The organism is Nostoc edaphicum CCNP1411 (genome assembly GCF_014023275.1).
Taxonomy (GTDB): domain Bacteria; phylum Cyanobacteriota; class Cyanobacteriia; order Cyanobacteriales; family Nostocaceae; genus Nostoc; species Nostoc edaphicum_A.
On sequence record NZ_CP054698.1, the window covers coordinates 5,735,376 to 5,750,505 of the forward strand.

The 15,130-nt window shown below is 41.1% G+C and carries 12 protein-coding genes and 1 pseudogene; 5 read left to right on the plus strand and 8 right to left on the minus strand.

Annotation, left to right across the window (positions count from 1 at the left end):
- Positions 1-58 precede the first annotated feature (58 nt).
- From HUN01_RS27000 to HUN01_RS27015, 4 genes and pseudogenes are all read right to left on the minus strand, one after another.
- Positions 59-253 carry a hypothetical protein gene (locus tag HUN01_RS27000; RefSeq protein ID WP_181928728.1) on the minus strand — a complete coding sequence of 65 codons (195 nt, stop codon included), beginning with the start codon at positions 251-253 and terminating at the stop codon, positions 59-61.
- Positions 250-405: a type II toxin-antitoxin system RelE family toxin gene (locus tag HUN01_RS27005; RefSeq protein ID WP_223265139.1), complete on the minus strand. Its 156-nt coding sequence runs from the start codon at positions 403-405 to the stop codon at positions 250-252. Before HUN01_RS27005 ends, HUN01_RS27000 begins: the two co-directional genes overlap by 4 nt.
- Entirely contained in the window at positions 398-676 is a 279-nt protein-coding gene (locus HUN01_RS27010; protein WP_181928729.1) for a hypothetical protein, read from the minus strand. The genes HUN01_RS27005 and HUN01_RS27010 overlap by 8 nt, the downstream gene beginning before the upstream one ends.
- Before the next feature lie 321 nt (positions 677-997).
- Positions 998-2,106, minus strand: a pseudogene (locus HUN01_RS27015) (IS630 family transposase).
- Positions 2,107-2,201: 95 nt separating this feature from the next.
- Here HUN01_RS27015 and HUN01_RS27020 point away from each other — a divergent pair.
- Positions 2,202-2,795, plus strand: coding sequence for a transposase (locus HUN01_RS27020; RefSeq protein ID WP_238845660.1), 594 nt, complete (start codon positions 2,202-2,204; stop codon positions 2,793-2,795).
- Positions 2,796-2,840: 45 nt separating this feature from the next.
- Here HUN01_RS27020 and HUN01_RS27025 read toward each other — a convergent pair whose 3' ends face one another.
- Positions 2,841-4,355 carry a phenylacetate--CoA ligase family protein gene (locus HUN01_RS27025; RefSeq protein ID WP_181928730.1) on the minus strand — a complete coding sequence of 505 codons (1,515 nt, stop codon included), beginning with the start codon at positions 4,353-4,355 and terminating at the stop codon, positions 2,841-2,843.
- A 218-nt stretch (positions 4,356-4,573) separates the two neighbouring features.
- Between HUN01_RS27025 and HUN01_RS27030 the strand changes: the two genes are divergently transcribed.
- The 3 genes from HUN01_RS27030 (at position 4,574) to HUN01_RS27040 (ending at position 9,474) form a co-directional block, all read left to right on the plus strand.
- Complete coding sequence (locus HUN01_RS27030) at positions 4,574-6,262, plus strand: serine/threonine-protein kinase (RefSeq protein ID WP_181928731.1); 1,689 nt, start codon at positions 4,574-4,576, stop codon at positions 6,260-6,262.
- A 64-nt stretch (positions 6,263-6,326) separates the two neighbouring features.
- The gene (locus HUN01_RS27035; protein WP_181928732.1) at positions 6,327-8,498 is read left to right on the plus strand and encodes a serine/threonine-protein kinase; all 2,172 of its coding nucleotides are present in this window, start codon (positions 6,327-6,329) and stop codon (positions 8,496-8,498) included.
- 337 nt (positions 8,499-8,835) lie between these two features.
- Positions 8,836-9,474, plus strand: coding sequence for a histidine phosphatase family protein (locus HUN01_RS27040; protein ID WP_181928733.1), 639 nt, complete (start codon positions 8,836-8,838; stop codon positions 9,472-9,474).
- A gap of 363 nt (positions 9,475-9,837) precedes the next feature.
- On the opposite strand, the gene HUN01_RS27045 is transcribed toward HUN01_RS27040, so the two are convergent.
- Together HUN01_RS27045 and HUN01_RS27050 are read right to left on the minus strand one after the other, a co-directional pair.
- Positions 9,838-10,455 carry an NUDIX hydrolase gene (locus HUN01_RS27045; RefSeq protein ID WP_181928734.1) on the minus strand — a complete coding sequence of 206 codons (618 nt, stop codon included), beginning with the start codon at positions 10,453-10,455 and terminating at the stop codon, positions 9,838-9,840.
- Between the two features lie 104 nt (positions 10,456-10,559).
- Positions 10,560-11,762, minus strand: coding sequence for a phosphoglycerate kinase (locus tag HUN01_RS27050; protein WP_181928735.1), 1,203 nt, complete (start codon positions 11,760-11,762; stop codon positions 10,560-10,562).
- An 89-nt stretch (positions 11,763-11,851) separates the two neighbouring features.
- Between HUN01_RS27050 and HUN01_RS27055 the strand changes: the two genes are divergently transcribed.
- On the plus strand, positions 11,852-12,259 hold the full coding sequence (locus tag HUN01_RS27055) for a universal stress protein (protein ID WP_069074733.1): 408 nt from the start codon (positions 11,852-11,854) through the stop codon (positions 12,257-12,259).
- Positions 12,260-12,446: 187 nt separating this feature from the next.
- On the opposite strand, the gene HUN01_RS27060 is transcribed toward HUN01_RS27055, so the two are convergent.
- Positions 12,447-14,975, minus strand: a complete 2,529-nt coding sequence (locus HUN01_RS27060; protein WP_181928736.1) for a CPBP family glutamic-type intramembrane protease — start codon at positions 14,973-14,975, stop codon at positions 12,447-12,449.
- Positions 14,976-15,130 lie beyond the last annotated feature (155 nt).

Here is a 15,130-nt window from a genome sequence, read left to right on the forward strand (position 1 = left end):
TCCTCCAGCCAAAACATAAGCGAAATGTAGAAGCAGCAATCCCTTGTAAAGACGCGATTCATCGCATCTCGTAAGCGTCTGGTAAATCTATCGCGTCTGATATTTCCGCAATCCAGGGAATGCGATCGCCCCTAGTAAAACATATATTGTAAACAGAATGGGAATGCGTAGGCGTAGCCCGCCGCAGGAATCGTTTTTGCGATCGCCGCGATGAATTGATTAAGCGATCGCCTTTATGGTTTATATACCTCACTGCGATGAGCGATCCTTCAGGGCTTTAATGTTGGGGTGCGATCGAGGAGTTTGTTCTAGCTGCTGCAAACATCGGGCAATTTTCTTAGCAAAAGCTTTGTCAGCATTGACATAAACTTCTTGAACATCGGGATGAAGAATAACTTCATACATCAGATCGAAGAGTTCTCCAGGCGGTGTATTGGGCTTTAGGCGTTACTTGATTTTGCTTAACTCGCTCTAACAATCCAGGAATTGCCAAAAGTTCTTGGGTTGCAGCTTCGCTTTCAGTATTTGCCAAATAAGCAGCAAAATCAGTCAGCACCTGTAATCGCTCTGGAGATAGTTGCTGGAGTAAATCATTAAGCTGTTGCTGTAACTCTGCGACAGAGATCAAATCTGCTGATGACCCATCATCCATCGGAGAATTATCGGTAGTATTCATTGCCTACTTCATAATTTCAAGGTTTAGTTTTTATTATCCATCAAATCTTCCAAGTGCTTTGGTTATCTTAGGGAAAACATCGGCAGAGGCGATCGCCCCTTGTAGAGACGGCGATTTATCGCGTCTTCTTCCTTCCCATCATTTACATAGCGCAAATAATTCCGATACATAGCGCAAATAATTCCGAGTTTTTTGGGTTGGCAATTACATCAATGCAAAGCAATAATTGCATAAATTTTTGTATCAATCAAAGATGTAATCATGAATAATGATCCTCAACCAGAAAACAACAAACCTAAATAAGCTGTTACGCAGCTAAATTTAATAAACAGCATTACCTTTATTTTTAATTTTGCGTTCCCATTTAATAATAAGACCTCCTTCATTTAACAATTTATTTAACAACTCTTCTAGCTGTGATACTGACTCGAACAATCTATGAGCTATATATTCTTTTGCTGAATGCCAAACCAATTCAATCAAATTATAATCTGGACTATAAGGTGGTAGAAATTCCAGGATAATATTTGGCATTTCTGCCTTGATACGAACTAAAATATCTTTTCTTTTATGGAAGCTGGCATTATCTAAGATAATCACTATTTTCGCAGAACATTTATTGAAAGTCTCAATTCTATTTCCTTGCTCTATCCATTCTTGCAATAGAAAATTATTCAAAGATTGAAGCTGCTCATAAAATACATCGGCATTTCCTTTTTTAATCACAAAATTCATTCTCTTCTTGTCGTGATAACGTAACCCTCCCATAATATTTACTCTTCCTCTTCTTCTTTGACCTGTGATTTGTTTCCTTGTACCTTTCTTACCCCAGTTTTTTCTTCTTATCACTCTTAAACTAAATCCACTCTCATCCCAAAACCATACCTGTAAACGCTCTGGGGCTTCCTTTGTTATTCTTAAGTATTCTGACAATTTTTTCTTTAAATGCCTTACGCATTTCAGGATTCTGTTTGTCCTCTAGGCTGTATTTTGCCCAAAGGTAAACGTACTTTTTTTCGCTCTAATATTCTCCCAACTTGTGAACCACTTAACTTAATTCCTGTTATCTTTTCGAGGTATGTAGCTAGTCTTGCTGCTGTCCAACGACCAAATTCATACCCATACTCTAGTGGCTCTTTTTCAATTATTTCTAATAATAAATCCTCATATTCTTTGGTAACTTTGCGGAAGTTCCCTTCTCTTCTTCCATCTAAAAAACTTTCTAGGTTATCTGGATCGCCGTGAACTGCCCAATATGCTACTGTTGGATATGCAATATCTAAAAACTTACTAATCTCTTGATAAGTTTTTCCATCATTCATTAATAATAAAATCAGAATCTTTTCTCTTACGTAGGGATTTTCATGCTCTTTTAGCGTTTTTAGTAGCCTTTCCTTCTGCTCTTGGGAAAGATGATTTTTTGCTGGCATAGATGGCTGATACTAAATTAATTACTTAATCTAATATTATACAATCTAGCTGCGTAACAGCTTACAAAGGTAAATATCGCATTGACTCAACCCGTTTGCCAGCATGGAGTTATGCTAGCAATGCCGGATATTTCATTACTATTTGCACCGATGATAAAAAATGCTTTTTTGGTGAGGTTGTGCAAGGTGAAATGCAGCGATCGCCAATTGGAGAAATTGCTCATAAATTGTGGTATGAGATTCCTAATAATTTTTCTAATTGCCAGATAGATTCGTTTTGCGTCATGCCTAATCATATTCATGGGATTTTGGTTATTAATCAAATACGAGAAGAAGACGCGATGAATCAAACACAAGAAGAAGATGCGATGAATCCACGAACACAGGAAGAAGACGCGATGAATCGCGTCTCTACAAGCCAACGGGGGGATATTCAACGGGGTGGGGTTACTGGTTTTTTTAATCCGATGTTGTCTAAAAATTCCCTTTCTAAAATTATTAGGTGGTACAAAGGACGATGTTCATTTGAAATTAATCAAATCTATGAAGGTTTTGGATGGCAAGAAAGGTTTCATGACAACATAATTCGTGATGAATTTGCCCTCGACCAAATTAGACAATATATTATCAATAACCCAATCAATTGGGAACACGATCGCGAACAACCACCCCATCCCCCCTCCTTGTAGAGACGCGATTCATCGCGTCTTCTTGCTAATTCATCGCGCCTAGTACTATTTACGCGTATAACGATGCTTCACCCCAACAGGAAAATATTCTGCATCCCCCATTGGAGCTAACGTAACTTGTGGCGTTTGATATTCTGCCGGAACATAATTAGCAAACTCGCTATTTAAACGTAGCAGTTGTGAAAGAATAGAAGATGCGATCGCAACTCTTTGATCTTCACTACCCTCTACCCCTGCTCCTAACTCCACAACCACAGATAAAAATCGGTTTTTGTCAGCATCTTCCTTCACCTGCAACACAAATTTACCCGTCACCCATTCTTGAATTCCTGGTTGTTCTAATCCCACCGTCACATTTTCGGGATAGATATTTGCGCCAAAGTAGGAAACTGTAAAGTTAGAACGCCCAAAGACATAAACGAAAGGTAGCTGATGAATACCTCTAGGTGATTGTTGAGTGTCAGAACGCAGATTTTCGAGCGGGTTAAATCCCCATTCTGCTAAAAATTGCAGCATGGCATCATAACTAATTATCCCGCCAGTATCCAAGATGTCATAACGTACTAAGGGAATACCGTTATCTCCAGAGAACAGCAATCCGCCATCTTGAACTTCAAAAAAGCGACTGCAAGGATCGTATTGTACTAGCGTGGGTAAACGCGATTCCCCAAATAAAGCTCTAGCTGCATCGGGATTTTCTGCCAAAAAACGGCGAATGCAGATACTTAACGGTGTTTCATTACCCAAAACTCCCGCATCCGCAGTCCCGTAAAGTGATGCAAAATCATAACAAGGATTTTGTAAACCAACTCTTTGGGCAACTAAACTCCGCCATTCTTCACTAAATACTTCTCCCGCCATCACTAATTTAATCTGATATTGCTGCCACTCCACACCACGGGCGATACCAGTATCAATGACATCTTTTAAAAATGGCGGGTATCCCAATAACACCACTTGTTCAAAAGCTGAACCTAATTCCTGCACAACTCGCAATATTTCTTCTTTATTGTTACCAGGAGTAATTACAGTGATGGGATAACCTTTGCTAGCAAGATAACGACAGCAATTAGTAGTAAACATTCCACCTACCCAAGTGCCCAAAGTGAAACAAATCACTGCTAGGGTACGTCTGGTATCTGCATAGAAACTATCGTGAAAAATTTGTTCAAAACGTGTGGCGATTTGGAGTTCATCTGTGAAAAAACGAGGCCAAAATGTCGGTTTCCCACTGGAACCTGATGAAGCAGCTATCATGTCGCACGCTTGGAGTTGTCCGTTGCGGCACAAGTCAGCTAAGGGATAACGCAGTATATAATTTTGTTTAGCGATCGCTGGGAGTTTTTGAAACTCTTCCAAGGTTTGAATAGTCGCGGGATTAATTTCCCTTTCTGCTAAAAAAGCCTTGTAAGCTGGCACATTAGCCGCCACATCGTGAAATAAAGTCAACGCTGCCGAAGTTTGAGTGTTGAGATGCCGTTGCAGTAGCGTTTCTAGGGGGGTAGACAAAAAATCTTCAAATGCTTTAATTACTTGCTGCTGTCTTGATTTGTGGTTCATGACGCTTGTTGTTTATCCTGAAGTAAACCAACACCGTTAAACAGTGCTGAGTGCTGAGTAACTAGTGCTGAGTTAAAAAAACAATAATCGCACGGGCTAAACCCTAGCTATACGCTAACAGCATCAAACAAATGCTCCTAACCTTTGGTAGGATATCCGAAAATGAGGATAGGCGCGTTGTAGTTACTCAATAAAACCTTAATTTATCCTTGGGCACCATGCAGCTCTATTGCAGTAAACAACACACAAATAATGGTAGTAACCGCTTTTGTACCCATTGCGGTGAGCCATTACCTCTTGGTGTGGGACAGGTTGTGGATAATCGCTATCAAATTATCCGTCAATTAGGGCAGGGCGGCTTTGGACGCACCTATTTGGCTGAGGATATAAATAAATCCCATCAAACCTGTGTGTTGAAGGAATTTGCACCCCAAGTACAAGAACATCAAGATTTACAAAAAGCTAAAGAGTTATTTGAACGAGAAGCAAATGTTCTCAAAAAACTCCAGCATCCACAAATTCCGCGTTTTCATGCTTCGCTACAAGTGAAAATCGGTACTAAAGATTTTTTCTTTTTAGTACAAGATTATGTGGATGGTGATAATTATTACCAATTATTAGAACAGCGGGAAACTCAAGGAAAAACCTTTAATGAAGAGGAAGTAATTACTCTACTGCAACAGATTTTACCAGTGTTATCCTACATCCACTCACAAGATGTAGTTCACCGTGATATCTCTCCCGATAATTTGATTTGGCGGCGTTCTGATAATCTCCCGGTGCTGATTGATTTTGGTGGTGTTAAGCAATTGCCAGCTTCTCAAGGTTTTTGGCAGACTAAGCTAGCTGAAAATAATACTTTGCTAGGTAAAAAGGGCTACGCCCCAGAAGAACAGCTACGTCAGGGAAAAGCATTTTTCAGTAGTGATTTATACTCTTTGGCGGTAACAACATTAGTGTTGCTCACAGGACAAGAACCGCAAAAATTATACGACAGCTATCAGGGAATTTGGGGATGGGGAAAACAAATCCGAGTTAGTCCCCAATTGGAAGCGGTGTTAAAAAAGATGCTGGCTTATAAACCTAGCGATCGCTACCAACGAGCCGAGCAAATCCTCAAAGATTTACCATCGTCAACTGCAACTAAATCCCCAGGTAATTATATTACTGGCAAGATTAAGACGATGGTTGTTGCTCCGGGAAGACAACGCGCTAGTGCTATTGTGAGTAGATTTCAGAGCAGAACGCAAGCGATTGCTAAACCGATATCTTGGCCTGTTTGGATTCGCCCTTTTGTGATCAGTTTAGGGGGAACAGCTATAGTTGGATTAACTTTGGCGGCGGGAAATGCAGTAATTCGGGCTGTAACTTCAATCACTATTCCATCAATTTCCTTACCGGAAATTCCCCAGTTTCCAAATCCGATTGGTAAACCAGTCAGCGACAAAGGAAAAAATAGCAATCTCCAGGAAATTATCAGTCGTCGTCAACAGCTAGAAATTACTGAAGGATTTTTTATTCCCTTCGTCGATAATTTATTTTATACAAAAAAACCAGAATTAAAAGGACGTAGCCTGACATCTAAACCAGAAGACGCGGGTTTACGAAATGAATGGTCTGGTATTGCTGACGATTTATTGAATAAAATAGAACGGGCTAACCTCAGTACAGCATCTCGTCGAAAATTGGGGAACTATAGTCAAAAAGATTACGATACATGGAGACGACAAGCGCGATCGGGGCAGCTTGGGAACTATACAATTGATCAGCTGACCAAAGACACAAATGAAAAATTTGATCGGTTGTTTCCTGATCAGCAGCGTGGAAAACTCAATCAAAAGACTTTCGGTCAAATTTGGTATGCGATCGCAGCTGATCAAGTCAGTAAAGTACAATCTGGCAAGTAAGGAGACTGGGGACTGGGGACTGGAGAAGAGTTACTAATAACAAATGACAAATGACTAATAACTAATGACTAAAATATATTGTTCTAAAGGACATGAAAATACTCCAGGTAGTCGCTTTTGTCTCCAGTGTGGTGAAAATTTGTTGGATACGCCCATGAGTTATGGTATTCAACCGGGACTAACTTTAGGCGATCGCTATGTGATTGTACGTCAAATTGGCCAGGGTGGCTTTGGACGTACTTATTTAGCTGAAGATGTCAACCGTTTCCGTGAACTTTGTGTTTTAAAAGAATTTTCTCCCCAAGTTCAAACCGCTTACGTTGTCCAAAAAGCTGAAGAACTGTTTGAGAGGGAAGCGAGTGTTCTTTATAAACTGCAACATCCCCAAATTCCCCGCTTCCGGGAACTGCTGCGGATGAACTTAGGAGGCAAAGAATATCTGTTTTTGGTGCAAGATTATGTAGAAGGGGAAACTTACAACTCGTTGTTAGATGCTCGGATAAAGCAAGGTTTGCGCTTTACAGAAGTAGAAGTACGCCAATTATTGCAGCAAATTTTGCCAGTGTTGGAATACATCCACTCACTAGGAGTAATTCATCGAGATATTTCTCCAGATAATTTAATGCTTCGCACTGTTGACAAACTGCCAGTATTAATTGATTTTGGCGGTGTCAAACAAGTAGTAGCAGTAGTTGCTTCCCAATATTACCAACCCGGCGTAGTTGCATCTTCTCCATCACCAACCCTACTAGGTAAGATAGGATTTGCGCCTCCAGAACAGATGCAAACTGGGTTAGTCTCTCCCCACAGCGATTTGTATGCTTTAGCAGCAACAATGTTGGTTTTACTGACAGGCAAACAACCCCAAGAATTAATTGATACCTACACTCTTAGTTGGCAGTGGCGACGGGAAGTAAGCCTGAGTCAAACTTTGGCAGAGGTATTAGATAAAATGCTATCTGCTAGACCAAGCGATCGCTATCAATCAGCCCGTCAAGTACTCCAAGCTATCAACTCGCCCCCAGCTAACTTTCCCCCAACTCAATACCCCACACCACCACAACCACAACCCACATCCGCCACCGTCGCCGTCTCTCCACCTCCCCCATCCTCCCCATCTCCCTCATATCCCCCATCTCCTCAGCCCACAAGCTGGTGGACACCAACAAAAATCTTCCTTGTAGCGGCGTTAGTCGTTGGTAGTGTTGGATTAATTTCGTGGGGATTGAATAGCAGGCGAGATGTCGGTGAAGTCGAACCTACACCTACAGCCAGTCCAATTCCAACCAGTGAACAACCAACCGATCCCTTAGCGCAATATTCACCAGCAGAACGGGAACGCAAAGAGAAATTAAGCGATCGCCGTCAACAGTTGGGTATTAGTTCTAACTTCTACGTGAATTTGGTGAATCAAGTTTTTTGGGATAGAAATCCCAGTTTGCGAGGACGCACTCTTAGCAATGGCCCTGAAGATGAGGGTTTGCGGGCAGAATGGGATAAAACAGCCTCAGAATTGCTGGAAAAACTTGCACCATTGAGTTCCAATACACGACGACAGTTGGGAACCTACACAAGTGCTGAACGCGATCGCTGGAAAGTGGAAGTCAACAAAATTAACGTTGGTAGTCGTTCTTTGTATGATTTAGGAGATGCGGCTTTCTTACGTGTATTCCCTGAACAGCGGGGTAAAAATTTCCAAGATCAGCCCATTGGACAAGTTTGGTACGGATTTGTTAGCGATAAACTCAGTGCTATTCTCGCCGGTAGTGCTTTCCAGAAAATTGTCTTTGATCCGGGGGCTACTGGCAAAACAGTCAGCGGTACTCTCCAACCTGGTGGTGGTAAAGTATTCATTGCTGAACTTGCCAAAGACCAATCTCTAGACTTGAACCTACAAGCAAATTCCCAAGTTTTGTTATCAGTCTATTCACCCTCTGGCAAAATTCAATTTTTAGAAGATTCTACCCAGCGTAGTTTGTCAACTAAATTACCAGAAAACGGATTTTACGAGTTTGTCGTGGTTTCCACAGCATCGAAACCAGTAGATTATAAACTCAGCATTACAGCGGAAAATCCCACCCCTTCCCCATCGCCAACACCAACGCCCACGGAAACACCAACGCCTACAGAAACACCAACGCCTACAGAAACGCCCACAGAAACACCTACACCAACTCCCACAGAAACCTCCACACCTGAACCGACACCGACACCGACACAGGAGACAACGCCCTAGTACCGCAAGGCGGAATTAAAAATTAAAAATTAAAACAGCGTAAAGGTTTTGTTGATTGAGAATGGGTGGTTTATTTCCGCCGTGCTGTACTAGTGGTCTGTCCCATTAGCTCTGAAGGGTTATAAAAGTTTGTAGTAAGGACTTTAGTCCTGAATTTTTAAGCACTTAAGTGCTTACTACAAACCTTGCAACACTATTTGTCTTCGATTTCAAAAGTTTGTAGTAGTTGATTGACTTTTTTAGTTGATTACTTTGTCCTAGTATCACAGACTTGATTGCGAGATTGATGGTAGTTTATTTTTGCACAAACTCCTTGATCCCAATCGCGATACAAACTATGACACTCAATTTATATTTACTGCGACATGGAGAAACTACTTTTAGTCAAAGTGGTAATTTCTGCGGTGAAACTGATGCAGAGTTGACTTCTGAAGGGATGCAGATGGCAGAGAGTTTTGCCGATGTTTATCAAAAATTGAAGTGGGAGGCCGTTTATGTCAGCCCGATGAAGCGTGCAATTGCAACTGCCAAGCCATTTTGTGATGCTCTCGGTATGGATATGCAGTTGCGTGACGGACTTAGAGAAGGTAGTTACGGCGAATGGGAAACTAAGAGTAAATCGTTTGCCCAAGAGAATTACGCAGAAAACTATGTAAAATGGTTGACAGAACCCGCTTGGAATGCACCCAAAGGTGGAGAAACTGCGGTAGATATTGCTAACCGTTCTATGCCTGTAATTGCTGAAATTCAAGAAAAATATCCGCACGGTAATGTTTTAGTAGTTTCCCATAAAGCCACGATTCGGATTACGCTTTGCAGTTTACTGGGAATTGATTTGGGACGCTATCGCTATCGGGTGAATATCTTGGTTGCATCGGTAAGTATGGTTAAATTTGACGTTCATGGGCCTTTGTTAGAAATATTAGGCGATCGACATCATATACCCGATCATATTCGCTCTCGTCCGGGAACATAATAGTCCCTACTAGGTATTGAGCCGAGATGCGCGACGTGAAAGTTGTGAAAATTTGCGTTGTCCAGATCCCCGACTTCTTAAAGAAGTCGGGGATCTAATTTTTCACGAATGATTTAGGACTGCTATAAGACCAAAACACTTGTAGAGACGGCGATTTATCGCGTCTTGAAAACCCACAATTTTGTACTATTAGCCCTTAACCCAAGCGTATTGTGCTATAAAAACCTTTTTAAAGAAAGGTTTCAGAATTTGTGTTGCCGAAACTGACAAAACAGGGATAGTTAATTACTGTAGATAGGAAATTTGTGTAGTAGTATATTGCCTAAAAAATTTGGCAAAGTATATTAAATATTGAAGGAACTACTAATCAAAGTCTGTCGGTAAATCTGGTTGGCGATAATGTTGAAAAAGTCGCGTGATTTGCGCTGGTGTCACACGTCCAATAGAAAGTTCTGGTAACCCATCTTCAGGAAAAAAACCTACATCTTCAGTTTCAATACTTGATGATGGAGAACCACCAATGAGTTCACAGTGAAAAAACAGTTTGTAGACATAAAACGGCAATGGTGGATGTCCCTGTTTGTTTCTGTCATAGACTGCTAAAAGTTTAATAGCGCGTGCTTGATATCCAGATTCTTCATATACTTCTTTCACAACTACCTGACTAGGCGATTCACCAACATCAGCCCATCCACCAGGTAAACTCCAACAGCCGTCTACTCTTTCCTTGACTAACAATATAGTGTCATCACGGAAAATAGCTGCCCGCACGTCAACTTTGGGAGTTGCATATCCTAGTTCACGGCTAAATAAATCGAGGATATAGCTGTGTTCTACATTCGAGTAAGTCGCCATAATTTCTGTGGCGATCGCTCGTAATTGTTTGTAACGTTCAATATCAAACACGCCCTCAGAATAAGTTAACCCATTTTGAGCGATCGCTTGTAATTTTTGCGCCCATTCCAGCCATTTAGGTTGCATATCTTTTTCTCATGTAGTGGCTTAGGTATTGGGAAAAGGTGACAGGTAATAGGAAATAATCTGTACCCTGTAACCTGTACCCTATTCCCTTCCCCAATCCTTAATTACGCATCATCTAAAGCTGCAATTCCAGGCAATACCTTACCTTCAAGTAACTCCAAGCTAGCGCCGCCGCCGGTGGAGATGTGGCTCATTTGATCGGCTAAACCAACCTTTTCCACAGCCGCTACTGAGTCGCCACCGCCAATGATGGTTGTTGTGCCAGTTTTACCGATTTCTGCAAGGGTATGAGCGATCGCTTCCGTACCTTTCGCAAACTTATCAAACTCAAACACACCCATTGGCCCGTTCCAAATTACCGTTTTGGTATCTGCAAGGGCTTCTTGGAAAAATTTCACCGAGTCTGGCCCAATATCCAAACCCATCCAACCATCGGGGATATTCTCAATGCTAACGGTTTGAGAATTGGCATCAGGGGCAAAGTTATCTGCCAATACCACATCTGTAGGAAGCAATAAAGCAACGCCTCGTTCCTTAGCCTTAGCTTCCAAAGATTTCGCTAGTTCCAGCTTGTCTTCTTCTACCAACGACTTACCAACATTCAAACCACGGGCTTTGTAGAAGGTGAAAATCATCCCACCGCCGATGATCAGCTTGTCGCACTTCTCCAACAGGGTTTCAATTACGCCAATTTTGCTGGAAACTTTGGAACCGCCAATAATTGCCGCCAAAGGACGTTGGGGATTTTCAATGGCGTTTTGCAGATATTGCAATTCCTTCTCAACCAAATATCCAGCCACAGAAGGGCTGAGGAATTTAGTCACACCTTCAGTAGAAGCATGGGCGCGGTGTGCAGTACCAAAAGCATCATTTACATAAAAGTCAGCATTAGCTGCCAACTTTTTCGCAAATTCTGGGTCGTTTTTCTCTTCTTCTTTGTAAAAACGGACATTTTCGAGTAACAGCACTTGGCCATTTTGCAAAGCGGCAACTTTCGCTGCAACTTCATCGCCGATGGAGTCATCAGTTTTAATGACTTCTTGCCCCAGTAACTCAGAGAGACGCTTGGCAACGGGAGTTAGGCGTAATTTGTCATCCACACCCTTGGGACGGCCAAAATGGCTGGCGAGAATGACCTTAGCTCCCTTCTGCGTCAAATCTTGGATGGTTGGTAGAGCGGCGCGAATGCGAGTATCGTCGGTAATGTTGCCTTGATCGTCCACAGGCACGTTAAAGTCAACCCGCACTAAAGCACGTTTCCCAGAGATATCAGCCGAAGATAAACTTGCTAAACTTTTTTTGGACACACCAAACTCTCCTGATTGCCTTTTTGTTATTGTTTTGAAAGTAGAACCATCAAGATTTTACCGGAGTCAGGGGTACCCAAGTGACAGATATATTTAAGACGGTATTATTTCCTATCGATCAAAGTCGGGAAACGCGGGAAGCTGCTGACGTTGTTACCAACGTAGTTAAAAAGTACAGCAGTCGCTTGGTGCTGCTGTCTGTGGTAGAAGAACCACCTCCAGATGCGCCTAGTGCCGATCCGATGGTGTCGCCAGAGGTAGTTGCCAAACTGCTACAAAATGCCCAATCTTTATTTTCTGAGCAAGGAATTCAATCTGAAATCCTGGAAAGGCAAGGTAAACCAGCTTTTACTATCTGCGATGTTGCTGATGAAATTGGGGCAGATTTAATTATCATGGGCTGTCGGGGTCTAGGCTTGACTGAAGAGGGAGCAGATGATAGTGTTACCACCCGCGTGATTAACCTTTCCCCTTGCCCAGTGCTGATTGTGCCTTAGAAGTGTGTTGCTCAATACTAGTGAATTTGTAGTTGTAGTGCGATCGCTAAAAAATTTCTCCGATTGTTCCAAAAAGGCGGCTGGGGTAAGGTTGTCCTAGATTTAGTGATGCTAAATATGGGCATCTAGTTTTAGCCTTAATCGAGCATTATTGCCTCCTGACTCCTGCCTCCTGCCTCCTGCCTCCTTACTGAATTTTGTGATGATTATCTAATTTTCTAATTCCTCCAAAAACAATTAACCAAACTACTACTACAACCCAGTGAATTAAAACTATTACAAACAAAGATCCTGTTAGGGTATATGCAACAGTACATATAATTCCTAAAAATGCAGTTAAAACAAGAAAAACATGATTATAAAATGTGGATATTCCAGCTTTAAAAAATGTTTTAGCATTCAATGGATGATACAAAATAAATAATAATAGACTCACTATTGCCCACAAAGACCATTGGAGCCAATTGTTGATTTCGCTAGGATGAGGAAGCAAAAAAATGCGAAAAAATAGTTCTTCAATAATTGCAGGTAAAAATAGACAACGCAATATTAACAAGCATTTATCAATCCAACTTGCAGACCAAACTTCTATCTGTAAAAATCCAAATTTCCAACCATAAGGTATAGCAATAATACTATAAATTATCAGCAATACAACAACAACAAACCAATCTTTTAGCCTCGGAACTGCTAAGGATGCTAAAGTGCGATTTAAAAGAATTGAAAGTGGTGAAATATTGGTAAAGGGAATCTTAACTTGTCCCAGAAGTACTGTTGGGGCAATGGGTGTAATATTAGGTTCCCAACCACCAACTTGATTAGTCCGCAATACTTGCATAATTGCACCATGCTTTAAAAATATTGCGGCAAGGTCGTCGTGTGCAAGTCTAGGCATTATTGTTCGCCATGTTGTCAAACCAGCCCAAATACTACGATCTTGAAATGCTGCCGTCGTTTTTCCTATGCCCGTACCTGCGAGTATACCTGCTTGACTTTGCCAATCAGCGCGAACTATACCCAAGGGTGCTAATTGTTGTTCTAAAGATTGACCTAATTCAACTAGCTGCTGAAAGCGTAATGTTTGCGGGTGATTGGGGTTTGTGCGTACCCAAGTTTGAATTTGAGGAGTTGTAGCAATTTGGTTTTTAATTGCCAGTATTGCCGCATAAAGTGCTTGGCTTGCGTCTTGGACACATGAAGTTGCAGGTGACACCATTGCGCCACCAGTTCCATCGCCAACCCGATAACGTGCCATTGTTACCTTTAATTGTTGCTGGAATTCTTCTAAAGGTGAAATTTTAACACCATCAAAATCATAATCCTGCGTTACAGGGTCGAATTTGATGAGAATATCCGATACTGGGCGTGTTGCTAACCAACCACGTTGTAAATTACCCATATAATCAGCCCATGTATGCGTTCCGGCAATAATTCCATCGGGGTTATGAGCATAAATTTGGTGGTATTTAGTCTCAAAGCGTAATTCGTTAGTAAACTCATCGCGGACAACTTCTGCAATTCCAAAAGCAAAATGTCCGGTGATAGTATAAGGTACTCCCACTGATTCACCTTTACTTCCGCCAATTCCACCAAATAGGTGTAGAACAATAGCTTTATTGCCTTCTTGCCATGTTGATATAGATTGATTAAGTAAATTTTGCGTTTCTACAGGTTTTAATAATACAGTATTCAATTTACCTTTATTTTTCTCGGTATTTTGCCAATTTACATCTCGGATGTAATTTAGCCCTAATTCTTCACCAGTAATGATTTGACGGGGTTGAATTTGAAATAGAGAACGAGGTGCAAGTGCGCCTACGGTAAATACACCCTTTGCATCGGGAGCGCCATAAATATACCACCCATCTTCACCAGCAGGTGATTGTTCGATTTGCTGCAAACTTGAAGGAGCAAAATTTCGCTGATCTATTATTTGTTGGGGAATACGAATAGTTTCTTGAAGAACATCAAACTTATTTGAAATCGGATTATAATGCTTTACTAAAAAATAATCGTTATCCTGTTTTGGCTCTGGAGATAAACTATTTTTATAACTAGATTTAATCGGTTTAACTATTTTTACCAATCCATAAAATCTACCAGTTGCCAAAATAGGTTCGCGTTCAATTTGCAAAATAGCTTTTTCTTTACTTGCATCAATGATTGTACTTGAATCTAAAGCAACAATTGTTTCATCATCAGGATTTGCACCAGCCAAAGAGCGTAAAATCCCTACCTGACGAACTCCATTTAGTCGAAAAGGATGAATATTTCCTTGTTTTTGACTTTTAATCACTTCAGGAGTGAAATTTATATCTTGTGTTACCGCTTGATCGAAAGCAAGCAAATCTTTATTCTTTTTCCACTCCAAACGCACAATTTTACCTACCAATTTTTGGGCTGTAGGTGGTGCATATTGAATTTCTATCCACACCCAATCTAAACCATCTTTTAATTGCTGTTTCGTTGGTAAAATTAACCTTCCTACCCAGTCGCCAATAGGTTTATAAATGTTTGCAGATGGAATTTGGGCAACGGGATAAAAATCAGATTGATTAAATTTTTGTTGAATATGGATTGCGTAATTGCTTTCTTGCTGTAATAACTGGGGTTGTGTTGAGGAAAGTTGCCAGATTGCAATTACTGCTATGAACACTAGCGGTAAAAATCTCGTAAATATTAGCCTTGTTTTTCGACTCAATCCACGGAAAATCATATATTATCAGCAACGAAAACCTGCTGATAATCTTACTCTGAAATATACTGTTTTGAGTATTTGCTGTAAAGGATTGACAAATAAAAAAGACTAAACTAATTCTTGTGGGGTGGGCATCTTGCCCGCCCTATGAACTGGGCGGGCAAGATGCCCAC